We start from the raw sequence: 25113 nt of genomic DNA, 5'->3' as shown, positions 1-25113 counted from the left end.
TGTTCTTCGGACCGGGAGGGAAGGCAAGCGTGCGATTGGATCGACAACGAACATGCGAGGGCATGCAGAACGCAGGAGGGTGTGATGTCGAGCGTTCAGGCCATGGCGTCCCCGGCAGGAATCGAACCTGCACCGACCCCTTAGGAGGGGGCCGTTCTATCCATTAAACTACAGGGACTTGTCCAGCATGACCTCGCGGCGCTGACGACGATGGCACCGAGGGCGCCATCGGTCGCGAATAATGCGTGTTTCGTACTGCCTTGGCAAGAATGAATCGGTGATTTCGAGCTGGCCGCTCATGCTGCAACCTTGGCATCCATGCTACGCCACCCCCTGAAGCTGGCACCGTCAGCCGTCTCTGCGCAGTCTGTCAGACAAATGCTTCGGGCATCCGGGCATTTTGCACGAGGTCCGGCCGTGCAGAATGCAAAGTGCAATCGGCACCGTTGGAAAAGTTCCATCCAGATGCCAGATTCATTGGGCCAGACGTCATGTGAAGAGTTGGCACGGTGTCTGCAACACCTAGATGCCTGCTACTCATCACCTGAAGGAGTTCGCCATGACCCGTCTTCTGATCGCACTCAACACCCTGGCCCTGACCTGTGTCGTTGCCCTGGGTGTCGTCGACAGTCAGCCGGCTCACGTGGCAGGGCTCGACTACCCTGTCGGTCAAGGCATGCGTCAAGCGGTCATGGGCGAAGGCTCGCCCGTCATCCAGACGCAAGCGTCCGATCGGGTGACCTTCTGAACGCTTCAGCCTTAATGTGTAATACCCAGGTCCTTTAGCAACACTACCAACGCATCCACCGTGTCTTGCAGACAGCCCGAGTTGTCCAGTAGATGGACGGCCCCTGCTTTCAAGGGCTCCAGTGCCGCACTGCGCGCCAGCCGCTGCTCGATTTCCTCGCCTGATTCCCGCCCTCTTGCCTCGAGACGTCGACGCAACACGTCCTGCGACACCTGCAACTGTACCGTCACCATGTCTGGATAACGCTGCAAGGCGTCTGGCTGATGCGCACGCGAACCGTTGACCAGTACGCTGTGCCCCTGCATCAGCCACGTGTCGATACACGCCGGAATTCCGTATGCCAGGCCATTGGCTTGCCAGTGCAAGGCAAATGCGCCTTGGCGAACGTATTGGTCGAACGTTTCACGGCTCACGCCCGTGGCTTGCTCGCCTTGAGCTTCGGCAGAGCGCGTGATCACACGTCGGGCACGACGCACGCCCAGGCGAACCAGATGAGGCTCGACGGCTTCGATGAGCGAGTCCTTGCCCGACCCGGAAGGCCCGACCAGATAAATGAGTGTTCCAGAAGAAACAGGCGGCACATCGATCACAGGATCCAGCATGGTCACTCCACGGGTCGAACGGGATCGTCAGGCAGCCATGTCCGCACGCCAGGCGGCACCTCTGCTTTTCTGACGGCAGTTGCCTGACGCTTTGACGCAGACCTTAAAAAATCGCTCACTTTTCAAACCAGTCCGCATTTCTGATAATTGGTACTGGCAAAGAGCCTGTACCCGGCTCACTATTTGTCACAGATTTGACGCCAGGGAAACGGCGACCTTGAGGCAAGATAAGCGGCTCGCAACAGCCACGGTTGAACGTTTTGTCGTCCGCGCTGTCGTACTCCCACCGCGCGGCCCATTTCGAGAACCGCTTCCCCCTTGAACTAGAAAATCCGGTCAATACTATGCGCCCAATGAAACAGGCTATCTACTCGAGCCGCACTGCAGACAAGTTTGTCGTACGCCTGCCAGACGGGATGCGCGAGCGCATTGCCGAAGTGGCGCGCAATCACCATCGCAGCATGAACTCGGAAATCATCGCCCGCCTGGAACAGAGCCTTATCCAAGAGGGTGCCCTGGGTGACGAGCTGAGCATGCGCCTGGACAGCCCCGAGCTTTCCTTGCACGAGCGCGAGCTGCTGCAACGCTTCCGTCAGCTCTCCCACCGCCAACAGAATGCCCTGGTCTCACTCATCGCTCACGATGCCGAGATGGCCGCCGAAGCGTCCTGATCCTCTACGACCCTGCCCCACAAAAAAGCCAGCAGATGCTGGCTTTTTTTGTACCTGTCCGTCAGAGCAGGAAGACCGTGGCCAAGCCCAGGAAAATGAAGAACCCGCCGCTGTCGGTCACCGCCGTGATCATCACGCTCGACCCCATTGCCGGGTCCCGTCCCAGGCGTACCAGGGTCATCGGAATCAGGACGCCCATGAGCGCCGCCAACAACAGGTTGAGCGTCATGGCGGCCGTCATGACCACACCCAGCGACCAGCTGCCATACAGCGCGAAAGCGACCACACCGATCACGCCACCCCAGACCAGGCCGTTGATCAGGGAGACCGCCAGCTCTTTACGCATCAAGCGCCGCGTGTTGCCCGGCGCGACCTGGTCGAGCGCCATGGCGCGCACGATCATGGTGATGGTCTGGTTGCCCGAGTTGCCGCCGATGCCGGCCACGATCGGCATCAACGCTGCCAGGGCCACCAACTTCTCGATCGAGCCTTCGAACAGGCCGATGACCCGCGAGGCGACGAATGCAGTGATCAAGTTGATCGCCAACCAGGCCCAGCGGTTGCGCAACGAGCGCCAGACCGAAGCGAAGATGTCTTCTTCTTCGCGCAGACCGGCCATGTTGAGCACTTCACTCTCGCTCTCCTCACGGATCAGGTCGACCATTTCATCGATGGTCAATCGGCCAATCAAGCGTCCGTTCTTGTCCACCACCGGCGCCGAGACCAAGTCGTAGCGCTCGAACGCCTGGGCTGCCTCGTAGGCGTCTTCGTCCGGCACGAAACTGACCGGATCGCTGGCCATGACGTCCGACACCTGACGCTCGGGATCGGTGACCAACAGCCGCTTGATCGGCAAGACGCCGCGCAAGATACCACCATGATCGACGACGAACAGCTTGTCGGTGTGACCGGGCAGCTCCTTGAGGCGACGCAGGTACCGCAGCACCACCTCGAGGCTGACATCCTCGCGGATCGTCACCATCTCGAAGTCCATCAGCGCACCGACCTGGTCCTCTTCGTAGCTCAGTGCCGAACGCACACGCTCACGCTGCTGCGCATCGAGGGTTTCCATCAACTCGTGGACAACGTCTCGCGGCAGCTCGGCGGCCAGGTCAGCGAGTTCGTCGGCGTCCATCTCGCGGGCGGCAGCCAGCAGCTCATGGTTGTCCATGTCCGCGATCAGGGTTTCACGTACCGCATCCGAGACTTCGAGCAGAATGTCGCCGTCGCGGTCCGAGCGCACCAGTTGCCAGACCGTCAGACGGTCTTCCAGCGGCAGCGCTTCAAGGATATAGGCAATGTCGGCGGGGTGCAGGTCATCGAGCTTGCGTTGCAATTCAACGAGATTCTGCCGGTGGACGAGGTGTTCCACCCGATCCTGATGGTGGCCTTCCTGGCGATGAGTCAGGTCTTCGACGACGCGCTGGCGCTGCAGCAACTCGACCACCTGGGCCAGACGGTCCTGCAGGCTCTCCTGCGCTTTCTTGACTTCTACTTCGGTCATAGGCGTACTCCGCTCCCAGCAGCGGGGCACGCCGGGAGAATCAATCTGACGAATTCAGCTTGGTGAAACGGGCTATTGAGTAACGACTGGGTAAGTCCATGGTGGGAGTCCACAAGCCCCGGCGGGGCTGACGGGCGCATCATACACGGACTGCACAGTCAGATCGCCTAAATTTTTGGTGAAAACAACCGTTTGCGTGTCAGTGATCTGACCGGGGCGACGTCAATCAGTGCCATCGACCCTGTCAGTCGACATGACATACAGCGCAGGAAGAAGACAGCAGGAGAGGCACCTGCACAGCCTGCAGGCGTTTTTTCGCAGACAGCAAAAAGCCCGCGACAAGCGCGGGCTTTTCAGGATGTGGCGGACCCAAGAGGATTCGAACCTCTGACCGCTCGGTTCGTAGCCGAGTACTCTATCCAGCTGAGCTATGGGTCCGGTACGGTAGTTTTAGACCAGATTACCACTGGTGGGATCACGCTGATCGGCAAGCGACCAGCATCATCTTGTATGGCGGACCCAAGAGGATTCGAACCTCTGACCGCTCGGTTCGTAGCCGAGTACTCTATCCAGCTGAGCTATGGGTCCAGATCGGTAGTTTTAGACCAGATTACCACTGGTAATAATGACGCTAGCCTGACTGGCAGACCAGTTTCATTGTATGGCGGACCCAAGAGGATTCGAACCTCTGACCGCTCGGTTCGTAGCCGAGTACTCTATCCAGCTGAGCTATGGGTCCGTGTCTTGCCGCGCATTATAGGTCGCTTTGCATTTTTAGCAATCATTTTTTCGTTATACATCAACGACTTGAATGTTTGCCTGCATAAAGCGCCCTACACGAATAATGGCGGTGAGGGGGGGATTCGAACCCCCGATACCCTTATGAGGTATACTCCCTTAGCAGGGGAGCGCCTTCGGCCACTCGGCCACCTCACCGCAACACGGGGCGTATAATAACCAGACCCCTCCCCGTTTGCAAACCCTTTTTTTAAAAAAACCTGAGAAAAATTAAAGGGTTGGTTCTTCGTCTTTCTCGTTCTTGATTCTCAGGTAGATTTCTTCACGGTGCACGGCGACTTCCTTGGGTGCGCTGACCCCGATACGGACCTGGTTGCCTTTGACACCCAGGACGGTCACGGTGATCTCACCATCGCCAATGATCAAGCTCTCGGCGCACCGACGAGTCAAAATCAACATACGCTTTCCTCACGCAAATCATTTCAGGGATAACAGTCTTTGACGCTGTGGCCTTGGCCTACCCTCGTTGGGGTGTTCGCCGCGGCCGAAACATGGCCGCCATGGGCGACGAAGCGCCACTGACGGCCAGAAACACGAAGGGCGCGGCAAGCCGCGCCCCTGGAGGCAGTCCCTCACTCACTCTGTCGCGACGGCGCGTCCAGCTCGAACGCCGTGTGCAGGGCACGTACCGCCAGCTCGAGGTACTTCTCCTCGATCACCACCGAGACCTTGATCTCGGAGGTGGAGATCATCTGGATGTTGATGCTTTCCTTGGCCAGTGCTTCGAACATGCGGCTGGCAACACCGGCGTGCGAACGCATGCCGACGCCGACGATGGAGACCTTGGCGATCTTCAGGTCGCCCGTGGTCTCGCGGGCGCCGATCTCGCGCGCCGTGTTCTCGAGCACCGACAGGGCCTTCTCGTACTCGTTGCGGTGCACGGTGAAGGTGAAATCGGTGGTGTTATCGTGCGATACATTTTGCACGATCATGTCCACTTCGATGTTCGAGGCGCTGATCGGGCCGAGGATCTTGAACGCCACGCCCGGGGTGTCCGGCACGCCACGAATGGTCAGCTTGGCTTCATCGCGGTTGAAGGCGATACCGGAAATGATCGGCTGTTCCATGGATTCCTCTTCATCGATGGTGATGAGGGTCCCCGGACCCTCCTTGAAGCTGTGCAGCACGCGCAGCGGGACATTGTACTTGCCGGCGAACTCCACCGAGCGGATCTGCAGGACCTTCGAGCCCAGGCTGGCCATTTCCAGCATCTCCTCGAAGGTGATCTTCTCGAGGCGACGTGCCTGCGCCACGACCCGCGGGTCGGTGGTATAGACGCCATCGACATCGGTATAGATCTGGCACTCATCGGCCTTCAGCGCAGCCGCCAGGGCAACGCCGGTGGTGTCCGAGCCGCCACGGCCCAACGTGGTGATGTTGCCCTGCTCGTCGACCCCCTGGAAACCGGCGACCACGACCACGCGACCGGCCGTGAGGTCGGCGCGGATCTTCTGGTCGTCGATCTGCAGGATGCGCGCCTTGTTGTGCGCGCTGTCGGTCAGGATGCGGACCTGCGCGCCGGTGTAGGACACCGCCGGGACACCGCGCTTGTTCAGTGCCATGGCCAGCAGGCCGATGGTGACCTGTTCGCCAGTCGAGACGATCACGTCGAGTTCGCGTGGGTCCGGGTGTTCGGTGACCTGCTTGGCCAGCTCGATCAACCGGTTGGTTTCACCGCTCATGGCCGACAGGACGACCACCAGGTCGTCACCCGACTCGCGGAATTTCTTGACCTTGTCGGCGACCTGCTCGATCCGTTCGATGGATCCGACAGAGGTACCGCCAAATTTCTGTACGATCAACGCCATTTCAAAGCTGCCTCAGCCCACGAAGGGCGCCCAATAAACAATCCATGGTGCCACGGCCCGTCGTTACCGACGGGCCGTGTCGGTCAAAGCCCTTGCTCGACGAAAGGCACGGCCAGCGCCAGGGCCTGATCGAGGGCCGCGACGTCGACGCCACCACCCTGGGCCATGTCCGGACGCCCACCACCCTTGCCCCCCACCGCCGCAGCGGCTTGCTTCATCAGTTCACCGGCCTTGAGTTGGCTGGAGAGGTCCTTGGTCACGCCGGCGACCAGCACGACCTTGCCCTCGTGCTCGCTGCCGAGCAGGATCACTGCGTGGCCGAGCTTGTTCTTCAACTGGTCGACCAGCGCCAGCAAGGCCTTGCCGTCCTGCCCATCCAGGCGTGCGGCCAGCACCTTGGCGCCCTTGACCTCCTGCGCGGCGCTGGAGAGATCGTCCCCGGCGGCGCTGGCGGCCTTGGCCTGCAGCTGTTCCAGTTGCTTTTCCAGCTGACGGTTGCGCTCGAGCACCGCCGACAGCTTGTCGATCAGGTTGTCACGGTTGCCCTTGACCAGCTGCGCGACTTCCTTGACCTGCTCTTCGGCCGCGTTCAGCCACGCCAGCGCGGCCGCGCCGGTGACCGCCTCGATCCGACGCACGCCCGAGGCGACGCCGCTTTCGCTGACGATCTTGAAGACGCTGATGTCACCGGTGCGTTTGGCGTGGATGCCGCCGCACAGCTCGACCGAGAAGTCGCCGCCCATGCTCAGCACGCGTACGGTGTCGCCGTACTTCTCGCCGAACAGGGCCATGGCGCCACGGCGCTTGGCGGTCTCGACATCGGTTTCCTCGGTGAGCACCGGGGTGTTGCGACGGACTTCGCGGTTGACGATGTCTTCCAGCGCCTTGAGCTGCTCGGGCTTGATCGCCTCGAAGTGGCTGAAGTCGAAGCGCAGGCGCTGGCTGTCGACCAGCGAGCCCTTCTGCTGGACGTGATCGCCCAGCACCTGGCGCAACGCGGCGTGCAGCAGGTGAGTGGCCGAGTGGTTCAAGGCGGTGGCCTGTTGCACGTCGGCATCGACCCGGGTCTGCACCGGGGCGCCGACCTGCAGGCGGCCGCTGGCGACCACGCCGTGGTGCAGGAAGGCGCCACCGGTCTTGGTGGTGTCACGCACATCGAAGCGCACGCCATCGGCCTGCAGGTAACCCATGTCGCCGATCTGGCCACCGGACTCGGCATAGAACGGCGTGCGGTCGAGCACGACCACGCCCTGCTCGCCTTCGCCCAACTGCTCGACCGCGGCACCGTCCTTGTACAGCGCGACTACACGGGCCTCGCCTTCGGTGGCGGCATAGCCCAGGAACTCGGTGGCCACGTCGACCTTGACCAGGCTGTTGTAGTCCATGCCGAAGGCACTGGCCGAACGGGCACGTTCGCGCTGGGCGTTCATTTCCTGCTCGAAGCCGGCCTCGTCGATGGTCAGGCTGCGCTCGCGCGCGATGTCGGCGGTCAGGTCCATCGGGAAGCCGTAGGTGTCGTACAGCTTGAACACCACGTCGCCCGGGACCACGTCGCCCTGCAGCTGGCTCAGGTCCTGCTCGAGGATACGCAGGCCCTGCTCCAGGGTCTTGGCGAACTGTTCTTCCTCGGCCTTCAGGACACGCTCGATGTGCGCCTGCTGGCTCTTGAGCTCAGGGAAGGCCTCGCCCATCTCGGCCACCAGGGCGGCGACGATCTGGTAGAAGAAGCTGCCCGTGGCGCCGAGCTTGTTGCCGTGACGGCACGCCCGGCGAATGATGCGGCGCAGCACGTAGCCGCGGCCTTCGTTCGACGGCAGCACGCCGTCGGCGATCAGGAAGCCGCAGGAGCGGATGTGGTCGGCCACGACCTTGAGCGAGGCCTGGGCCTCGTTCTGGCAGCCGATGGCCTGGGCAGAAGCGGCGAGCAGGTTCTGGAACAGGTCGATCTCGTAGTTCGAGTGCACGTGCTGCAGCACGGCACTGATGCGTTCCAGGCCCATGCCGGTGTCCACCGACGGTGCAGGCAACGGGTGCAGCACGCCGTCGGCGGTGCGGTTGAACTGCATGAAGACGTTGTTCCAGATCTCGATGTAGCGGTCGCCGTCTTCTTCCGGCGAGCCGGGTGGGCCGCCCCAGATGTCGGCGCCGTGGTCGTAGAAGATCTCGGTGCACGGACCGCACGGGCCGGTGTCGCCCATGGTCCAGAAATTGTCGGACGCATAGGGCGCGCCCTTGTTGTCACCGATGCGCACCATGCGCTCGGCCGGAACGCCGACCTCCTGGGTCCAGATGTCGTAGGCTTCGTCGTCGGTGGCGTAGACGGTGACCCACAGCTTGTCCTTGGGCAGGCCCAGCCACTGTTCCGAGGTCAGGAAGGTCCAGGCGAAGGTGATCGCATCACGCTTGAAATAGTCACCGAAGCTGAAGTTGCCGAGCATTTCGAAGAACGTGTGATGGCGCGCGGTGTAGCCGACGTTTTCCAGGTCATTGTGCTTGCCGCCGGCACGCACGCACTTCTGGCTGCTCACGGCACGGGTGTAGGCGCGCTTTTCCTGACCCAGGAAGCAGTCCTTGAACTGGTTCATGCCGGCATTGGTGAACAGCAGGGTAGGGTCGTTGTTCGGAATCAGCGAACTGGAGGCGACGCGGGTATGCCCTTGCTCTTCGAAGAAGCGAAGGAAGGCTTCACGGATTTCTGCGCTTTTCATAGATTCTTCCACGGAAACGGCGGCCTTGAGGCAAGGCAAAGGGCCGCATTATATCGGTCCTGCAGTCTCGGTGCAGTGTTTATACGACAGAAACAGTCGTTTGGACGGTTTTTCAGGCTGTGCAGGTGCACACGCTGCATCGCGATGCTAAAGCCTGCTTTTCACGCCTGGCAAGTCGTCGCCTGCCCAGATCCGTGCAGGCCACGCCTCTTCGACACTGCAGGGGTTCAAGCAAGAGCCGGTCTGCCAGCGAGGCGGGCGGTGACGATCCGACGCAACCCCTCGATGGGATATCCCAGGGTTTCTGCCAGCTGTGCATGGCCCCCTGCCCTGGCCAAACCGCCGCACTAGATAACTACCTCGCATGCGCCTGCCATGGCCCTAGCCTGGAATCCCTGGCCGCTGTGAGCCAGGGACAGTCCAATGCCAACGAGGTCATCCCATGAATCCCTATGCAACCTATTTCATTTCTGGAAGAACCAGCGGCTACATCCAGTGGAAGGAAACGGTCGACGCCGAGCGAACGCTGCATCGGCTGCTGGAGTATCGCGACGACAAGCTGGACATCTACCTGCAGCAGGCCTGGAACAAGGACGGCCAGGCGCCCACGCGCCACCACATGGTGCTCGACAGCAAGGCCGAAGGCGCCATCATCGATGTCACGACCTACGACTGCTACCTGCTGGCCGTGATCAACGGCAGGCGTTTCGTGCTGGCACCCACCCCTGCGCAGACCCTCATCATCCACACCGTGAACGGCACGACCCAGATCAACGTGGCGGACGATGTGGACAGGCCCGTGCTCATCCAGACCGGGAACGGCAGCAGCCGTATCAAGACCGGCGCCGGGATCACAGAGGTGTTCACCGGCAAGGGCGACATCGACATCACCGTGGGCCAGGGGCTTGCCTTCATCCTCAGCGCCTCGGACACGTGCCGCATTCAGGGCAACGTGCTGATCGACAATCCTCATGGCTCGGGCATCTATGCTCGTCGGCAGGCCGGCGATGCACGTTTCGAAGCGCCGCTCGCGCCGCCCCTGGCCACGCTCGCCCAACACACGTTCGACATCAAGGGCGATACCGGCTTCATCCAGGCGGTGAAAAACCACCTCACTTTCCTGCGTCATACCCACTGCGGCCAGCAGCTGTTGACCCAGTTGGCCAAGCGTTCATGGATCCAGGTCAGCGAGACGCCACATGCAACCCGGTTCGACGTTCAAATTTCCGACCCTTCCGAAGAAGATCATCACTTGCAGCAGGATGCGCAGGGGCAGTGGACCGCCGGATGGCCCGCCGAGGGCGGTTACCTGGCCTTCAACCTGACGCGCTCGGACAGCGACAACCTGCCGCTGCTGGATTTCTACCGCTGCCTGTGCGAAGCCTACAATGCCTTCACCGGCACCACCGTCCCAGGCCGGGCGACGGTGAAGGCCTCTGGCTACCGCACGCTCGAGGTCGACAGGGCGCAACTGCAAGCGATCGGCCTGGAGACGGGTGTGTTCTACGATTTCGACCAGAACCCTGCCACAGCGCCCACCGACACCAACCCTTCGCCGTTCACCGAAAATGCGTTGCGCGTCGAACTGGGTCTTCCACGCCGTCGCTCCTATTGAGTCGGCACGCCATCGGCGCGAAACGCACGACGGCACCGCCCACCGTGCGTTTCGTCGTCACCCCAGCCGCTGTCCGTCATCCGGCACGATCAGAAGCCCCGCCGGCGAGCCGTTTTTTGCCTTGGGATCGGGAAACAGAAGGCGCGCGCCCTCCTCTTCCACCACCCACCGCGTTCCAGCCAGATCCTCGGCCAGCAGATAGCCTGCCCTCAACTCGGTAAAGTGTTCGATATCGACCGGCACGTGCAGGCGAAAACTGTCGCTGTACTTGACGATTTCACGAGCGACGCTGAAGAGCTGCAAGCCGTCCAGCGAGTTGTCGTGTGGCGGCTGAGTCGCTTCGATGACGCCCGACAGCCAAGCCTGCCACGCGTCGACAGTGGCCGCTTGGCGTTGGGCCGACACAGGGATCTGACCCAACTCGAGGGTGAAGGCCTCGGCCCCCAACTGCTCGTAGGTGAAGGCACTGAAGGTGGCCGAGGGCTTGTCTTGCAGCAGCACCGCCTGCACACCGGCCGCCGCCAGGCGTGCCAGTTCGCGACGCGAATGCGCACGTCCGGTCTGGTAAGGGTATACCGCGAAGCGCTCGAACACCGAACTGCGGACAGTCGTGTGCAGGTCGTAATGCAGACGGCTGCGTCCTGGGATGCTGAAAAAGCCTCGGGCGATCTGCTCCAGTTCGGCAACGCGCAAGGCCTCCAAGCCACTGGACTGCGCATGGCGGCCATTGAACAGGCGGTTGGCGTCCTGCTCGATGAAGGGCTTGCCTGCGCGAATAGCCGCGCAATTACCGAACAGGAACAGCACGCGCACCCTGGGTATCAGCGTGCCGCTGGCGATACCGTGCAACAGCCGCTCGAGCAGCTCGATGGGCGCCGTCTCATGGCCATGGATGCCGGCCGACAACATCAGATCCAACCCGCAGTCTGCAGGCTCGGCCGGACATACCTCGAGCGCACCTTCAGCCAGCCAGCGCAAGCGCACGCCCTTGACAGTCACTTGAGTCTTCTCGGCCGGTTCATGACCGCAGAGCGTCAGTTCAAGCAATTTGCCCAGGGCGAGCATGGATGCCTCCTCAGTGCTGATGCCCGCAATCAGGGCCGTGCACGTGGTCGTCGTCTTCGCCCGCCTCGGCAGACTCCATCTCCAGCTGCAGGCTGACCAGGTTGGTGGCCATGGGGCGCAGCAATAGGTTGGCGTACTCGGTGTCGCCCTCCTCGACGTCCACGCCGATCAGCAACTGGCCGCGGCCGTCCTGCTGGATCCACACCTCCTTGCCTTGCCAGACCACCGCCATGCGGGTGCAGGACGTTTCCAACTGGGTGCCGTCGTCGTCTTCGAGGATAAGGCGCAGGGCATCGGACATATCGGATTCTCTCTTCAAGGGTGACATTGGAAAGGATAGACGCTGCCCAGGCACAGGAGCTGGGTCAGTTCGTCGAGCGCGGTACGGCATTCGTCCAACAGGCTCGGGTCGGCCAGATCAGCCTCGCTCAACCGGTCGCGGTAATGCCGGTCGACCCACTGCAGCAAGGTGTCGTACAGCGCCGGGGTCATGATAACCCCTGGGTTGACCGCCGCCAGTTCGGCGTCCTTGAGCGCGACCCGTAGCCGCAGGCAGGCCGGGCCGCCGCCGTTCTGCATGCTCTGCTTGAGGTCGATGGCCTTGACCTCGGCGATCGGCCCCTCGTCGGCCAGCACCTGCTGCAGATAGGCCCAGACGCGCGGGTGATGCCGGCACTCCTCGGGCACCAGCAGCAGTGCCGACCCATCGGCGCGACTCAGCAGCTGGCTGTTGAACAGGTAGGAACGCACCGCGTCCTCGACCGGCACGGCGTCCCGGGGCACCTGCACCGACCGCAGCACGCCACCAAGTCGACCCAGGCCGTCGCGCAGTCGCTCCAGGACCGCCTCGCCGTCGAGGAACGCGTCCTGATGATGGAACAGCACGTCGCCACTGCCCACCGCGATCACGTCGTTGTGGAACACCCCCTGGTCGATCACGGCCGGGTTCTGCTGGGCATAGATCACCCGTGCCGGGTCCAGGCCATGCAGTCGGGCCACCGCTTGCGATGCTTCGAGGGTCTGGCGTGCCGGGTAGCGTTGCGGGGCCGGGTAGCGCGGGTCGAACGCGCTGCGGCCGAACACGAAGAACTCCAGACCCGGCTCCCCCGGGTCGCGGCACAGCCGGGTGTGATTGGCCGCGCCTTCGTCGCCGAACTGCATGACCTCCGGCAAGGCCGGATGATGGGCAAAATGCGCCGGGTCGGCGAACATGGCCGCCAGGAGACGGCTGGTGGTCGGGTGCTCCAGACTGCGGTGGTACTTGCAGTTGAGGTTGGCAGCGGTGAAATGCACGCGCCCATCGGCCGTGTCGGCGCTGGGGCTGACGGTGGCGGCGTTGGCGACCCACATGCTCGAGGCCGAGCAGCTGGCGAGCAGCAGCGGCATCGCCTCGCGCGCGGCCTGTCGCACCACCTCGGCATCGCTGCCGCCGAACCCCAGGCGCCGCAAGGTCGCGATGTCCGGACGCTCCTGCGGTGCCAGCACGCCCTGCACGAAGCCCAGGTCCATCAGCATCTTCATCTTCGCCAGCCCCTGGCGCGCCGCTTCGCGCGGGTTGGACGCCTGCTGGCCGTTGCGTTGCGAAGCGACGTTGCCTTGGGACAGGCCACCGTAGTTGTGCGTCGGCCCGACCAGGCCGTCGAAATTCACCTCATGGGCCTTCATCATGCGCCCTCGCCTGCGGACGACCGGCGGTTCGAAGCGCCACGCCTCACGCCTGCGACTCCCGCCCCGAGGACAGCGATACCGCGCGGACGTGATCGCCCGCCCCCAGACGCAAGCGTCGAGCGGTGAGCGGATCGACCACCAGGGTACCGGCCGCCAGGCGCGCCGGCGCCGCCGCGATGCGACAGGCCTCGCGCTTGCGGTTGTGGATCAGGTAGACCGGCGCATCGTCGCCCGGCGTGCCGATCGCCAGCACCAGGGTCTGGCTGTCACGCACCGCGCGGATCTTGCCGGTCTCGCACTCGATTGCGGGACCTGCGTCGAAGATGTCGACGTAGCCCTGGTAGTTGAAGCCCTCGCCGCTGAGGATGCTCAGCGCGGGCTGGGTGTCGGCGTGCACCTGGCCGATGACCTCGCGGGCCGCCGGCGACAGGAAGCACGTGTACAGCGGGAAGCGCGGCATCAGCTCGGCAATGAAGGACTTGTTGCCCACGCCGGTGAGGTAGTCGGCCTGGCTGAACTCCATCTTGAAGAAGTGCCGCCCCAGGCTTTCCCAGAACGGCGAGCGGCCCGCCTCGTCGCAGATCCCGCGCATCTCGGCCATGACCTTGCGCCCGAACAGCTCGGGGAATTCGGCGATGAACAGCAGGCGCGCCTTGGACAGCAGCCGGCCGTTCAGGCCGCTGCGGTGATCGCCATGCAGGAACAGCGAGCACAGCTCGGCATTGCCGGTCAGGTCGTTGGCCAGGAACAGCGTGGGGATTTCCCGAAAAATGTTCAGCTCATGGGACGCGCTGACCGTCAGGCCGACCCGGAAGTTGTAGCAGGGCTCGCGCAAGCCGACGCCGCCGGCGATGGCGCTGATGCCCACCACCAGGCCCTCGTCGTCCTCGAGCACGAACAGGTAGTCGGTGTCGGCGCGTTCGGCCTGCCCGGCGAAGCTTTTCTCGGCCCAGGTGATGCGCTGGGCCAGACGCTCCTCGTTGGCCGGCAAGGTGGTCAGCCCGGTCTTGCCGGTGCTGCGCGCCAACTCGATCAGCGCCGGAAGGTCGCTGCTGCGTACGGGACGGACGATCATGCTCTCTCCTTGGGCGGCGCTGGGCGGCGGCCGCGAAACTCGACCTGGACCACAGGCATCAGACGGCGACCAGACGCACGTGCGCGCCGGCTTCGAGCAATAGCGCGTCGGCGCTCTGGCGGTCGAGGGTGACCGGCTGGCCGGGCGTCCAGTCCAGCATCAGCAGCACTGCACGAAAATCCTGCAACTGGCCATTACTGGCCAGGTAGGCACGACTGCCCAGCAGTGCCTGCTCGGCGATCTCGACCGGCACCGACTGGCTCTGGGCGATCGAACGGATGCCCGACACCCGCGCATGCAGGGTCGGGCCACCGTCGAAGATGTCGACGTAATGCTCGGCCTCGAAGCCTTCGCGCATGAGGATGTCGAACGTGATCTGCGCCCGCGGGTGCACCAGGCCCATGGCCTCCTGGGCTTCGTCGGGCAGCAGCGGGACATAGATCGGGTAATGGGGCATCAGCTCGGCCAGGAACGTGCGGCTCTTGAGCCCGCAGAGGCGTTCGGCCTCGGCATAGTGCATGTCGAAGAAGTGGCGCCCGATGGCGTCCCAGAACGGCGACTGCCCCTGCTCGTCGCTGTGCCCGACGATCTCGGTCACCACCGACTCGGCGAAGCGCTCCGGGTGGTCGGCCATGAACAACAGCCGCCCCCGGGAGTTGAGCTCGGCCCAGGCCGAGTCGACGTAGTCGGGCACCACGTAGAAGCTGGTCAACAGGCTGTTGCCGGTCAGGTCATGACACAACGACAGCACATGGATCTTGTTGTGGATCTTCAGCTCGCGCGAAGCGTGCATGAAGGTCTCGTTGCGAAAGCTGTAGAACGGCTCGGAATAACCGGCCGAGGCGACGATCGCCGAACAGCCGGCCAGCATGCCGGTGGCGGTGTCCTCGAGCACGAAGAAATAGCTCTCCTCGCCGTTGAAGCTGACCTCGGCGGCGAACGAGGCTTCCGACGCGGCGATCTTGTCGCCGAGCCGGGTCGCGTCGTCGGGCAACGAGGTGACACCCACCGGGCTGTCGGCGGCCATGCGCTGCACGTCGTTCAGGTCAGCCATCTGCGCGGGGCGCATCACCAGCATGGTGTCACTCCTTTGAAAACACGCGCCGCTGGCAGCGGCGCGGGGGGGCGGCCACCTGTCGGGCACCGCCGTGGAAATTCGGGCACCGCCGCCCCCTGAGGACCGGCGGCGCCTGTCGATCAGCGCTGGGTCAGGGTGGCGACCGCCCGCTCGAAGCGGTCCAGGCCTTCGTCGATGTCGGCGTCCTCGATCACCAGGCTCGGCGCGAACCGCACCACGTCAGGGCCAGCCTGCAAGACCATCAGGCCTTCGGCCTCGGCAGCGTCCAGCACCTGCTTGGCCTTGCCTTTCCACGACTCGGCCAGGACGCACCCGATCAGCAGGCCCAGCCCGCGGACCTGACTGAACAGACCGTAATGCTGGCCGATCTGCGCCAGACGCGTGCTGAACCGGTCATGCTTGGCGCGGATCGCCGCCAGCGCCTGCGGCGTGTCGATCACGTCCAGCACCGCGCAGGCCACGGCGCACCCGAGCGCGTTGCCGCCGTAGGTGGTGCCATGGGTGCCGACCGCCAGGTGGCTGGCCAGCGCCTCGGTGGTGAGCATGGCGCCGATCGGGAAGCCGCCACCCAGGCTCTTGGCGCTGGTGAGGATGTCCGGCGTCACGCCATAGTGCTGGTAGGCGTACAGCGAGCCGGTGCGACCGACGCCGGTCTGCACTTCGTCGAAGATCAGCAGGGCGTCGTGCTGATCGCACAGGGCGCGCGCGCCTTCTAGGTAGGCCTGGTCGGCCGGCACCACGCCGCTCTCGCCCTGGATCGGCTCGATGACCACGGCGCAGGTCTTGTCGGAGATCTGCGCCTTCAAGGCATCCAGGTCGTTGTAGGGCACATGGCTGATCCCGGTGATCTTCGGCCCGAAGCCATCGGAATACTTCGGCTGACCGCCGACGCTCACGGTGAACAGGGTACGCCCGTGGAAGCTGTTGAGGGTGGCGATGATCTCGTGCTTTTCAGGGCCGAAGCGGTCGTGGGCCACACGCCGGGCGAGCTTGAACGCGGCCTCGTTGGCCTCGGCGCCGGAGTTGCAGAAGAACGCGCGGTCGGCGAAGGTGGCGTCGACCAGCTTGCGCGCCAGGCGCAGGGCCGGCTCGTTGGTGAAGACGTTGGACACGTGCCACAGCCTGTTGGCCTGGTCGGTCAGTGCCTTGACCAAGGCCGGATGGGCATGCCCGAGCGCGTTGACCGCGATGCCGCCGGCGAAATCGATCAGCTCGCGCCCCGACTGATCCCAGACGCGCGAACCCTCGCCTCGCACCGGAATGAACCCGGCGGGCGCGTAGTTGGGGACCATCACCTGGTCGAAATCGGCACGGTGCACCGGGGCTTGCTCAACGGACATCGAAGTCTCCTGAAGCGGACCGCTGGCCTGGGTCGGCGAGCGTTGGGGGGATTGTAGGGACTGCTTGGCAGCTGGCCTTGTCGTCAAGCGACAACTTGTTACAGCGCCATACGTGGTTTTACCGAAGGTTATGGTAATGCGACAAATAGTGTCACGGATGCGCAGTGTAATGGGTTGTGTGGGGGGATGGGAGGGGCTAAGGCAGCTCGATCTAAAATCGTCCGGTGTGCGGCCGAACAGATGTTCTTTGATGCACCATCCTCAGTGGGTAAGCACAGATTGGGGGAGCGAGCTTGCCTGCGAGGCAAGCGACGCGTGATCTGGCTCTCTCGCTGGCAAGGTCATGCCTATGGCAGACGTCGCGTCACTACGGACAAACACCACCTTTCTGCGAGCGCCGTTTCAATGCATTGACCGTGGTGATGGGGTTTATGGGCCCTGCGGGCCCAATCGCGGCACAGGGGCCGCTCAGGGGGACCGCGATGGCCTGCAACGCCGCGGTGTGACCACGGGTGTAGGAGCGGCCCCAGTGCCGCGATTGGGTCCGAAGGACCCACAAAATCAGCGCATTCCGTACATCAGGCAAACCTGGGCCGCACCGCCCAGCCCGTGGAAACGGGCCTGCCCGCGAGGCAGGCGGCGCGCGGCCCAGCCCCCTCGCTGGCAAGCCCATCAGAGCCTGCAAAACATCTGGGAATAGGCAGACAGCCCCTACGCCAGGCTCTTGCTCACCACTTCATAGACATCGCTGGACAGCGCGCCGGACGCAAGAATCCGCTCCAGCTCGCCTTTCATCAGCGCCTGACGCTGCTCGCCATACTTGCGCCAGCGGGTCAGGGGTGCCAGCAGCCGCGAGGCGATCTGCGGGTTGAGGGCGTTCAGCTCGATCACCAGGTCGGCCAGGAAGCGATACCCCGACCCATCGGCCGCATGGAAGTTGATCAGGTTCTGCCCGGCGAAGGCGCCGATCAGGGCCCGCACCTTGTTCGGGTTCTTCAGGGTGAACGCCGGGTGCTGCATCAATGCCTTGACCCGTGCCAGCCCGCCAGGCTGCATGCTCGCGGCCTGGACGCTGAACCACTGGTCCATGACCAGCGGGTTGTCCTTGAAGTGCTCGGCGAAGCTCTCCAGTGCCTGGGCCCGCTCTGCCTCGAACGGCGAGTTGACCAACACGGCCAGGGCGGTGAGACGCTCGGTCATGTTGTCACACTGGTCGAACTGCTCCAGCGTCGCCTCCAGCACCTGCGGCGTGCCGCTGAGCATCAGGTAGGACAACGCGATGTTCTGCAGGCTGCGACGCGCGAAGTGCTCGGCAGAGGCCACGTACGGGGTCGCACGCGACACCTCGCGGTTGGCCTGATAGCGTGCCCACAGGGCGTCGAACAGCTGCGTGGCGATTTGCTGGCGGGCAAACTCGCGGGCCGCATGGATGGCCTCGACATCAGCCACCTGGCTGATCTCGGTGAGGTAGGCCTCACCCGGCAGCGAGAGCATTTCGGCGACCATCGCCGGGTCCAGCGATGCGTTACCGAGCACCGTGCCCAGGGCGGTGATCAGACGTGGGTCGAGCACCAGCGCTTCACCCCGCTGATGCTGCCCGATCAATTCCTGCAACACCTGCACCGACAGCTGCTGCCCCGCTTCCCAGCGGTTGAACCCATCGCTGTCGTGCTGCATCAGGAACATCAGCTGGTCACGGTCGTAGGGGAAGCTCAGCTTGACCGGCGCGCTGAAGCCGCGCAGCAGCGACGGCAATGGCTTGGCCGCCAGTCCTTCGAAGGTGAAGGTCTGCTCGGCCTCGGTCACCGAGAGCACGCGACTGCCGTGGACCGCTTCCGACTCGCCCACCAGACGCAGCGGCAGGTCGCGGCCTTCGGCATCCAGCAGGCCCAGCTCCACCGGAATCACGAAGGGGTGCTTCTCGGCCTTGTCGGGCGTCTGTGGGTAGCCCTGGCGGAAGGTCAGGCTGTAGCGCTGGGTGGCCGCATCGTACTGCTCGCTGACCGCCAGGCGTGGAGTGCCGGCCTGGGTGTACCAGCGCTTGAACTGGGTCAGGTCGACCCCGTTGGCGTCTTCCATGGCCTGGATGAAGTCATCGCAGGTCACCGCCTGCCCATCGTGGCGCTCGAAGTACAGGTCGCTGCCCTTGCGGAAGCCTTCCGCACCCAGCAGCGTGCTGACCATGCGCACGACTTCGGCGCCCTTCTCGTACACCGTCAGGGTGTAGAAGTTGGAGATCTCGATGAAGCTGTCCGGACGCACCGGATGGGCCATGGGGCCGGCATCCTCGGCGAACTGGTGGGTACGCAGGTAGGCCACGTCCTCGATGCGCTTGACCGTGCGCGAGTTCATGTCGGCGCTGAATTCGGCGTCGCGGAACACCGTGAAGCCTTCCTTGAGCGACAGCTGGAACCAGTCGCGGCAGGTGACGCGGTTGCCCGACCAGTTGTGGAAGTACTCGTGCGCCACCACGGCCTCGACCCGCTGATGGGCGGCATCGGTGGCGGTTTCGGCGCGGGCCAGCACGCAGCTGGAGTTGAAGATGTTCAGGCCCTTGTTTTCCATGGCGCCCATGTTGAAGTCGTTGACCGCGACGATCATGAAGATGTCCAGGTCGTACTCGCGGCCATACACCTCCTCGTCCCAGCGCATCGACTTCTTCAGGCTGACCATGGCGTGGTCGCACTTGTCGATGTTCTCCGGCTCCACATAGATACGCAGGGCCACGTCACGTCCGGACTGGCGGGTGAAGGTGTCCTCCACGCACCAGAGGTCACCGGCGACCAGGGCGAACAGGTAGGCCGGCTTGACGAACGGGTCCTCCCAGGTTGCCCAGTGCCGACCGTCCTCGGCCGGGCCCTGCCCGATCGGGTTGCCGTTGGACAGCAGGATCGGGTAACGCTGCTGCTCGGCGATCACCGTGGTGGTGAAGCGGCTCATCACGTCCGGGCGGTCGAGGTAGTAGGTGATCTTGCGGAAGCCCTCGGCCTCGCACTGGGTGCAGAACATCGTGCCGGACTTGTACAGCCCCTCGAGCGCGGTGTTGGTCTCCGGGTGGATCTTCACGCTGGTATCGAGCACGAAGCGCTCGGCGTTCGGCTGCAGGACCAGGCTGTCGGCGTCCACCTGGTACTCGCCGGCCCCCAGCGGACGGTCGTCGAGCTGCACCGACAGCAGCTCCAGCTGCTGACCGTCCAGCACCAGCGGCGGCAGCCCGGCCCCGCGCGCCGGGTTGCGGCGCAGGATCAGCTGCGCGTGCACCAGGCTGTGGTCTTCGAACAGCTCGAAGGTCAGGTGCGTCTCGTCGATCAGGTAGTCGGGCGCCTGGTAGTCCTTGAGGTAGATCACGTGCGGTTGTGCGGTAGGCATGCGGCGGTCCTTTTACTGAAGCACGGCGAGCTGGTAGGCCGTGTACTTGCGAATGTTGATCACACCGGTGTCGAAGATCAGGTACTGGCCCTTGATGCCCTTCAGCGTGCCTTCGACCACCGGGTTCTTGTCCAGGTTGAAGCTGACCACCTTGGTCGGGTAGGCCTCGACCGGGTACCGCATCTGCACCACCTCGGCGTCTGGCAGCGGCTGGATGGCCTGCAGGCCGAAGCGGTCCTGCAAGGCGCGCAGGCCTTCACCGCAGTTGTCGAGCACCTGGTCGCGAATGGCTGGCAAATCGAGCACTTCGGCCTCGCCCTTGAGCAGTGCGCGCCAGTTGGTCCGGTCCGACACCTGGGTGCGCAGCAGGTCTTCGACCAGGCCCGACTGCTGGCGGGTGGCCACGCGCAGGATCGGCAGCGCCTGGCTGGCGCCCTGGTCGAGCCAGCGGGTCGGCAGCTGGGTGGCACGGGTGATGCCGACCTTGATGCCGGAGGAGTTGGCCAGGTACACCACATGGTCGGTCATGCAGAACCGCTCGCCCCAGGACGGATCGCGGCAGGTGCCGGCGTCGTAGTGGCAGCGCTCCGGCGCCATGATGCAGACATCGCACTGCGCCAGCTGGGTCATGCACGGGTAGCAGTAGCCCTGGCTGAAGCTGGTCTTGGTCCGCCGCCCGCAATGGGTGCAATGGATGGCGCCCAGGTACTCGAGGCGCAGCCGTTGGCCGATCAGCGGGTTGACCGCGACCTCGTGCTCACCCAGGCGAAAGTGGTACTGCACGACGGGCCCGTCGAGGTGCGCCGTCATCTTGCTCAACGAGCCACGAGCGAGTTCGATCAATGTACCGAGTCCGACTTGAACAGGATGTTGGGGATGGGCGTGGACTTCGACGAACATTCCTGGACGCCCATGTAGCCGGTGCGCTGGTCCTCGGGCAGGTTCTGCAGCTCCCAGGCGATCACCGCCTGCATCGACAGTTCCTTCTGCTCCTGGGTCAGGCGTCGGCCATCGGACCACTTGCCCAGCTCCACGGCCGTCTTCAGGCTTTCGTAGATTTCCGGGGTGATGTTTTCGATCATTTGCGCAAAGGTGGACATGGCGTCTCCAGAAAGCCTGAGTCAGGGCGACAGTCTACGCCGAGCCAGCGCCCCGCCCAAGAGCCCGGCCAGACAACCGACCAGCAGCCCGCTGACGTGGGCGGCATTGGCGATGGCACCCAGGCCTAGGGCACTGATCACCCCGGACAGGCACACCAGCAGCCAGATCAACATGCTCGCCAAGGTACCGCGCGGCAGGCGGAAGGCCTCGTTCGGCGCCAGCCGCTGGAACAGCCAGAGATAGCCCAAGAGCCCGAACAGCACGCCGGACAGGCCACCGAACAGCGTGGGGCCGCTGGCCAGGTGCTGCACCAGGTTCGACACCAGGCCGAAGCACAGGGTCAACCCCAGCAGGACCCATGGCCCCTGGCGCTGCTCGATGCGCCGCCCCAGCTCCCAGAACCACAGCGCGTTCATCGACAGGTGCAGGAAGCCGAAATGCAGGAAGATCGGCGACACCAGCCGCCACCACTGCCCCTCGGCCAGCCCTTGCGCCAGCGAGGTGAACTGCAGGTAGTCGCCCTGCACCTGAAAGCCGAGGAAGGTCAGCCAGCGAACCGTCGACAGGTTGTCGCCCAGCCCGGTGACGATGGCCACCACCAGGCTGACGATCAGGACCAGGCTGCACATCCAGGTCCCACGCGCCTGCTCGGCCAGGCTGCCACGCGCCGGGGCCTGAAGGTCGGCCTCGAGCCTCGGCGGAGCCTCCACCTCGGCCTGACCGTCGGGAAACCGCTGGTACAGGTCACGCACGTCGTCGATTTGGGCCTGGGCGACCCAGAGCACCTGCTCTTCGCCTTCGAGGCTGACCCGGTGCGGCACGTGCAGACGCCGCAGCAGGTCGATGAACCCGGACAGGTCGACGTCCAGCGGCAGGCGCAAGGCCTGCGCCGCGCTCACCGTGCCCCCTGCGGGCGATCGACATCGACCCAGACGAACTTGCGCGGGTCGATGCAGGTTTCCGCGTCCAGGCGGTAGGCCACCAGCTTGCCGTAGAGCACGGCGCTGTAGTCCAGGCAGGCCAGATTGGGGCGGATCGCCGCCGGCCGGCCGCTGCGCCAGTAATGGCCCACGAACAGCAGCGGCTCGTCCAGACCATAGCGCAGCAGCGCGTTCTTCTGCGTAGGGTCCAGCGGTGTGCGCGCCACCTCGTCAGGCAAGGCATCGGGCTGGAACACGATGTCACCGTAGGTCTGTGGGTCGTCTTCCCAGAACTTGGTGCGGAAGAAGGCGCGGGTCAGGCCATCGCCCCCGGTCAGCGTCAGGCCGTCCGGCAGGCGCATGTCGGTGCCGCGCAGCAGCCGGTTGCACACCGTGGCGGCAAAGCTGCCGGGCACCGAGGACGCCTGGATGAAGTGCTCGTCGACCCGCCCTTCGGGGTACTGCACACGCACGCGCTCGATCAGCGCGGCATCCCAGCAGGCATGCACCAGGCGGAAGCGGCCGGCATCGAGGAACAGGGGCAGTTGCTGGAACCACTGGACGAACGCTTGCCATTCGCCCGGATGCTGGGCGAACTGGCTCAAGGTATCGTCGATCAGCCGGGCGTGGCGCGGTGTGTGCTCACGCACGAACGTCCTGCCGCTGCCCGGCAGCGCGGGCGTCATCCAGCCCAGGGCATTGAACTCATGGTTGCCCATGATGCAGTGCGCCTGCCCGGCTTCGACCATGCCGTGCACCAGGTGCAGGGCCTCGCGGATCCGCGGGCCCCGGTCGACGATGTCGCCCAGGAACAAGGCCTGCCGACGCGGGTGCCGCCATACCCCGTTGGTTTTCTGGTAGCCCAGGGTATCGAGCAGGTGGGCAAGCGTCAGGGCACAGCCGTGCACGTCGCCGATGATGTCGAAGCCTCGCGCCGGATCGAGCATCAGTCGCCCCTGCCGCCCAGACGGCTGCCCCAACCCAGCTTGGTGCGGCACACCTCGTAGTAGTTGTGGTCCAGCGGATGGATCAGGCGCAGCTTCTGCGATTTCTTGTTGACCGTGATGGTGTCGCCTGGCGCGCAGGTGAAGTGGTTCTGCCCGTCGCAGGACACCTGCGGGTAGATCTGCATGTCCTTGGCGACCACGATCTTCAGCTCGCTGTTGCCGTCGACCACGATCGGGCGGCCTGACAGGGTGTGCGGGTACATCGGCACGATGACGATGGCGTCGAGCTTGGGGTGCATGATCGGCCCGCCGGCCGACAGGGCGTAGGCGGTCGAACCGGTCGGCGTGGCCACGATCAGGCCGTCGGCCTTCTGGCTGCAGACGAACTGGCCGTCGATGTAGATCTCGAACTCGATCATCCGGGTCGACTTGCCGGGGTGCAGGACCACGTCGTTGAGCGCATCCCCCTGGCCGATGGCCTCGCCATGACGACGCGCCTCGGCCTGCAGCAGGAAGCGGTTCTCGACCAGGTAGTGACCGTCGAGCACTTCGGCGACCTTCACTTCCAGTTCGTCGGGGCGGATGTCGGTCAGAAAGCCCAGGCTGCCGCGGTTGATCCCCAGCACCGGCGTATTGTGGCGGGCCAGGGCACGCGCGGCACCGAGCAGGCTGCCGTCGCCGCCGACCACGATCACCAGGTCGCAGACCTCGCCGAGCATCTTGCGGCTGGAGGTCTGCAGGCCGTGACCGGGCAGCACTTCGGCGATGGTGTCTTCGAGGATCACGTGCAGGTGGCGTTCGACCAGGAAGGTCTTCAGCCGGCGGATGGTGTCGAGCACCTGCGAACTGCCAAGGCGCCCGATGATACCGATATTGCGAAACTGCTCCATGGAACTCCTGCAAGACTGTGCGACAGGTGAAAAGGGCGCCAGGCGCCGGGTGCCTGGAAGTATGGTCGAAAGCGCCGGCCGGCGGCAAACCGGCTATGCTCGCAGCATGACGCCTTTCGCCCACCACGCCGCCCTGCCCCTCGCCCTGCGCCAACCGGTGGTCCGCGACCTGGCCTGGACGCTCGTCGCCCCGGCGTTGCTGCGCGAGGCGCCGGCTTCCCAGCGTCATCCGCTGGCTGCCAGCGACTGGGCGCACGATCCCGACGCCCTGGCCCACTGGCTCAATGCGCTGGACGAAGACAGTCGAGCCTTGCAGGCCTGGCTGGCGCAGGCCCGCAGCCGGCGCCTAGGGGTGTACTACGAAGCGCTCTGGCAGTTCGCGTTGCAGCAGGCACCGGGCATCGAGGTGCTGGCGGCCAATCTGCCGATCCGCCACGGGCGACAGACGCTGGGAGAGCTGGACCTGCTGCTGCGCGACCGTGAGGGGGTTCACCACTTGGAGCTGGCGATCAAGTTCTACCTGGGGCCGGCGGCCGGGGATGCCCGTGATGCGCAACAGTGGCTCGGGCCCGGGTGTCACGACCGGCTCGGCAGCAAGCTCGATCACCTGGTCGGGCATCAGCTGCCGATGGCGGCCCGGCCAGAAAGCCGTGCGGCGCTGGAGGCGTTAGGTATCGGGCCGGTGCGGTCGCACCTGTGGCTTGGCGGTTACCTGTTCTACCCCTGGCTCGACCAGGCGAGCCCGCCAACGGGCAGCCATCCGGCGCACCTGCGAGGCCATTGGGTACGCCGGGACGACTTTGCCGCCTACCGTGCGGCGGCAGGTCAGGGTGTGTGGCAGGTGCTGCCGCGCGAACGTTGGCTGGCGCCCTTTCGTGCCGAGGCGACGGACCTGGCGGCGATGCCGCTGTTCGAGGCCTGGCTGGAGGCGTTGCAGGCCGACGCCGAGGCGCGCCTGCTGGTGCGGCTGGTGGCGGATGACACCGGGCACTGGGTCGAAGCCGAGCGTGTGTTTCTGGTGGCGCAAGAATGGCCGAACCAGGCAGGGGTGCCGGAAGGGCGCAGCCGATAAGAGAGAGACTGGCCTGGTGGGCAGTACCGGCGCAGGTTTGTCTGCTGCATGGTATGGGCTGACTTTACGGGCCCTGCGGGCCCACAAAACCAGCGGTGCACATGCTCGAAACGTGCACCCCTATCCCTCGTACC

Annotated in this window: 21 protein-coding genes and 5 tRNA genes; 4 read left to right on the top strand and 22 right to left on the bottom strand. The window is 64.5% G+C overall.

All coding sequences use genetic code 11. The annotated features are described in order from the left end of the window. Nucleotides 1-103: 103 nt before the first annotated feature. Nucleotides 104-178 (bottom strand) — tRNA-Arg (locus G7007_RS19650). A 381-nt stretch (nt 179-559) separates the two neighbouring features. Between G7007_RS19650 and G7007_RS19645 the strand changes: the two genes are divergently transcribed. Further along, the gene (locus tag G7007_RS19645; protein WP_181104457.1) at nt 560-748 is read left to right on the top strand and encodes a hypothetical protein; all 189 of its coding nucleotides are present in this window, start codon (nt 560-562) and stop codon (nt 746-748) included. Nucleotides 749-759: 11 nt separating this feature from the next. Here the strand turns inward: G7007_RS19645 and phnN are convergent, their stop codons facing one another. Continuing rightward, nucleotides 760-1350 carry a phosphonate metabolism protein/1,5-bisphosphokinase (PRPP-forming) PhnN gene (gene phnN / locus G7007_RS19640; RefSeq protein WP_181104455.1) on the bottom strand — a complete coding sequence of 197 codons (591 nt, stop codon included), beginning with the start codon at nt 1348-1350 and terminating at the stop codon, nt 760-762. Between the two features lie 344 nt (nt 1351-1694). On the opposite strand from phnN, the gene G7007_RS19635 reads away from it, so the two are divergent. After that, nucleotides 1695-2021 carry an Arc family DNA-binding protein gene (locus G7007_RS19635; protein ID WP_181104476.1) on the top strand — a complete coding sequence of 109 codons (327 nt, stop codon included), beginning with the start codon at nt 1695-1697 and terminating at the stop codon, nt 2019-2021. A gap of 61 nt (nt 2022-2082) precedes the next feature. Here the strand turns inward: G7007_RS19635 and mgtE are convergent, their stop codons facing one another. The 8 genes from mgtE to alaS form a co-directional block, all read right to left on the bottom strand. Beyond that, nucleotides 2083-3525: a magnesium transporter gene (mgtE, locus tag G7007_RS19630; RefSeq protein ID WP_181104453.1), complete on the bottom strand. Its 1443-nt coding sequence runs from the start codon at nt 3523-3525 to the stop codon at nt 2083-2085. A gap of 361 nt (nt 3526-3886) precedes the next feature. Continuing rightward, nucleotides 3887-3963 (bottom strand) — tRNA-Arg (locus G7007_RS19625). Between the two features lie 73 nt (nt 3964-4036). Then, nucleotides 4037-4113, bottom strand: a tRNA-Arg gene (locus tag G7007_RS19620). A gap of 74 nt (nt 4114-4187) precedes the next feature. Further along, nucleotides 4188-4264: transfer RNA gene (locus G7007_RS19615), tRNA-Arg, on the bottom strand. A gap of 106 nt (nt 4265-4370) precedes the next feature. Further along, nucleotides 4371-4461, bottom strand: a tRNA-Ser gene (locus G7007_RS19610). Nucleotides 4462-4533: 72 nt separating this feature from the next. Then, a complete protein-coding gene (gene csrA, locus G7007_RS19605) occupies nt 4534-4722 on the bottom strand; it encodes a carbon storage regulator CsrA (RefSeq protein ID WP_181091526.1) in 189 nt (62 codons plus the stop codon). A 173-nt stretch (nt 4723-4895) separates the two neighbouring features. Further along, on the bottom strand, nt 4896-6131 hold the full coding sequence (locus tag G7007_RS19600) for an aspartate kinase (RefSeq protein ID WP_181104451.1): 1236 nt from the start codon (nt 6129-6131) through the stop codon (nt 4896-4898). Nucleotides 6132-6214: 83 nt separating this feature from the next. After that, nucleotides 6215-8839 (bottom strand): alanine--tRNA ligase, encoded by a 2625-nt coding sequence (alaS, locus tag G7007_RS19595; protein ID WP_181104449.1) that lies wholly within the window; start codon nt 8837-8839, stop codon nt 6215-6217. A 442-nt stretch (nt 8840-9281) separates the two neighbouring features. Between alaS and G7007_RS19590 the strand changes: the two genes are divergently transcribed. Beyond that, the gene (locus G7007_RS19590) at nt 9282-10454 is read left to right on the top strand and encodes a M91 family zinc metallopeptidase (RefSeq protein WP_181104447.1); all 1173 of its coding nucleotides are present in this window, start codon (nt 9282-9284) and stop codon (nt 10452-10454) included. A 57-nt stretch (nt 10455-10511) separates the two neighbouring features. Here the strand turns inward: G7007_RS19590 and astE are convergent, their stop codons facing one another. The 12 genes from astE to G7007_RS19530 form a co-directional block, all read right to left on the bottom strand. Continuing rightward, complete coding sequence (gene astE, locus G7007_RS19585) at nt 10512-11519, bottom strand: succinylglutamate desuccinylase (protein WP_181104445.1); 1008 nt, start codon at nt 11517-11519, stop codon at nt 10512-10514. Between the two features lie 10 nt (nt 11520-11529). Continuing rightward, nucleotides 11530-11820, bottom strand: a complete 291-nt coding sequence (locus G7007_RS19580; protein ID WP_181104443.1) for a topoisomerase II — start codon at nt 11818-11820, stop codon at nt 11530-11532. 14 nt (nt 11821-11834) lie between these two features. After that, nucleotides 11835-13184, bottom strand: a complete 1350-nt coding sequence (gene astB, locus G7007_RS19575; RefSeq protein WP_181104474.1) for an N-succinylarginine dihydrolase — start codon at nt 13182-13184, stop codon at nt 11835-11837. 46 nt (nt 13185-13230) lie between these two features. Next, entirely contained in the window at nt 13231-14262 is a 1032-nt protein-coding gene (astA, locus tag G7007_RS19570; protein WP_181104441.1) for an arginine N-succinyltransferase, read from the bottom strand. Nucleotides 14263-14320: 58 nt separating this feature from the next. Continuing rightward, a complete protein-coding gene (aruF, locus tag G7007_RS19565) occupies nt 14321-15340 on the bottom strand; it encodes an arginine/ornithine succinyltransferase subunit alpha (RefSeq protein ID WP_181104440.1) in 1020 nt (339 codons plus the stop codon). A 119-nt stretch (nt 15341-15459) separates the two neighbouring features. Then, nucleotides 15460-16680, bottom strand: coding sequence for an aspartate aminotransferase family protein (locus tag G7007_RS19560; protein ID WP_181104438.1), 1221 nt, complete (start codon nt 16678-16680; stop codon nt 15460-15462). 711 nt (nt 16681-17391) lie between these two features. Further along, entirely contained in the window at nt 17392-20049 is a 2658-nt protein-coding gene (gene pepN / locus G7007_RS19555) for an aminopeptidase N (RefSeq protein WP_181104436.1), read from the bottom strand. A 12-nt stretch (nt 20050-20061) separates the two neighbouring features. Beyond that, the gene (locus G7007_RS19550; protein ID WP_181104434.1) at nt 20062-20892 is read right to left on the bottom strand and encodes a DUF2797 domain-containing protein; all 831 of its coding nucleotides are present in this window, start codon (nt 20890-20892) and stop codon (nt 20062-20064) included. Next, the gene (locus G7007_RS19545) at nt 20889-21149 is read right to left on the bottom strand and encodes a YeaC family protein (RefSeq protein WP_181104432.1); all 261 of its coding nucleotides are present in this window, start codon (nt 21147-21149) and stop codon (nt 20889-20891) included. The genes G7007_RS19550 and G7007_RS19545 overlap by 4 nt, the downstream gene beginning before the upstream one ends. A gap of 21 nt (nt 21150-21170) precedes the next feature. Next, nucleotides 21171-22049: a rhomboid family intramembrane serine protease gene (locus tag G7007_RS19540; RefSeq protein ID WP_181104430.1), complete on the bottom strand. Its 879-nt coding sequence runs from the start codon at nt 22047-22049 to the stop codon at nt 21171-21173. Beyond that, entirely contained in the window at nt 22046-23017 is a 972-nt protein-coding gene (locus tag G7007_RS19535) for a metallophosphoesterase (protein WP_181104428.1), read from the bottom strand. Before G7007_RS19535 ends, G7007_RS19540 begins: the two co-directional genes overlap by 4 nt. Continuing rightward, entirely contained in the window at nt 23017-23907 is an 891-nt protein-coding gene (locus G7007_RS19530; RefSeq protein ID WP_060394461.1) for an NAD(+) kinase, read from the bottom strand. Before G7007_RS19530 ends, G7007_RS19535 begins: the two co-directional genes overlap by 1 nt. Nucleotides 23908-23968: 61 nt before the next feature. On the opposite strand from G7007_RS19530, the gene G7007_RS19525 reads away from it, so the two are divergent. Then, nucleotides 23969-24979: a DUF1853 family protein gene (locus G7007_RS19525; protein WP_375139509.1), complete on the top strand. Its 1011-nt coding sequence runs from the start codon at nt 23969-23971 to the stop codon at nt 24977-24979. The last annotated feature ends 134 nt before the right edge of the window (nt 24980-25113 follow it).

Source organism: Pseudomonas entomophila (genome assembly GCF_013523125.1).
In the GTDB taxonomy this organism is placed as follows: Bacteria; Pseudomonadota; Gammaproteobacteria; order Pseudomonadales; family Pseudomonadaceae; genus Aquipseudomonas; species Aquipseudomonas entomophila_B.
This window is presented reverse-complemented; position numbering and strand designations above follow the sequence as displayed.

Excerpts from the sequence above, each read along its gene's own strand:
- G7007_RS19645 (WP_181104457.1), top strand. The coding sequence starts at position 560 with ATGACCCGTCTTCTGATCGCACTCAACACCCTGGCCCTGACCTGTGTC.
- phnN (WP_181104455.1), bottom strand. The coding sequence starts at position 1,350 with ATGCTGGATCCTGTGATCGATGTGCCGCCTGTTTCTTCTGGAACACTC.
- G7007_RS19635 (WP_181104476.1), top strand. The coding sequence starts at position 1,695 with ATGCGCCCAATGAAACAGGCTATCTACTCGAGCCGCACTGCAGACAAG.
- mgtE (WP_181104453.1), bottom strand. The coding sequence starts at position 3,525 with ATGACCGAAGTAGAAGTCAAGAAAGCGCAGGAGAGCCTGCAGGACCGT.
- csrA (WP_181091526.1), bottom strand. The coding sequence starts at position 4,722 with ATGTTGATTTTGACTCGTCGGTGCGCCGAGAGCTTGATCATTGGCGAT.
- G7007_RS19600 (WP_181104451.1), bottom strand. The coding sequence starts at position 6,131 with ATGGCGTTGATCGTACAGAAATTTGGCGGTACCTCTGTCGGATCCATC.
- alaS (WP_181104449.1), bottom strand. The coding sequence starts at position 8,839 with ATGAAAAGCGCAGAAATCCGTGAAGCCTTCCTTCGCTTCTTCGAAGAG.
- G7007_RS19590 (WP_181104447.1), top strand. The coding sequence starts at position 9,282 with ATGAATCCCTATGCAACCTATTTCATTTCTGGAAGAACCAGCGGCTAC.
- astE (WP_181104445.1), bottom strand. The coding sequence starts at position 11,519 with ATGCTCGCCCTGGGCAAATTGCTTGAACTGACGCTCTGCGGTCATGAA.
- G7007_RS19580 (WP_181104443.1), bottom strand. The coding sequence starts at position 11,820 with ATGTCCGATGCCCTGCGCCTTATCCTCGAAGACGACGACGGCACCCAG.
- astB (WP_181104474.1), bottom strand. The coding sequence starts at position 13,184 with ATGAAGGCCCATGAGGTGAATTTCGACGGCCTGGTCGGGCCGACGCAC.
- astA (WP_181104441.1), bottom strand. The coding sequence starts at position 14,262 with ATGATCGTCCGTCCCGTACGCAGCAGCGACCTTCCGGCGCTGATCGAG.
- aruF (WP_181104440.1), bottom strand. The coding sequence starts at position 15,340 with ATGCTGGTGATGCGCCCCGCGCAGATGGCTGACCTGAACGACGTGCAG.
- G7007_RS19560 (WP_181104438.1), bottom strand. The coding sequence starts at position 16,680 with ATGTCCGTTGAGCAAGCCCCGGTGCACCGTGCCGATTTCGACCAGGTG.
- pepN (WP_181104436.1), bottom strand. The coding sequence starts at position 20,049 with ATGCCTACCGCACAACCGCACGTGATCTACCTCAAGGACTACCAGGCG.
- G7007_RS19545 (WP_181104432.1), bottom strand. The coding sequence starts at position 21,149 with ATGTCCACCTTTGCGCAAATGATCGAAAACATCACCCCGGAAATCTAC.
- G7007_RS19535 (WP_181104428.1), bottom strand. The coding sequence starts at position 23,017 with ATGCTCGATCCGGCGCGAGGCTTCGACATCATCGGCGACGTGCACGGC.
- G7007_RS19530 (WP_060394461.1), bottom strand. The coding sequence starts at position 23,907 with ATGGAGCAGTTTCGCAATATCGGTATCATCGGGCGCCTTGGCAGTTCG.
- G7007_RS19525 (WP_375139509.1), top strand. The coding sequence starts at position 23,969 with ATGGTCGAAAGCGCCGGCCGGCGGCAAACCGGCTATGCTCGCAGCATG.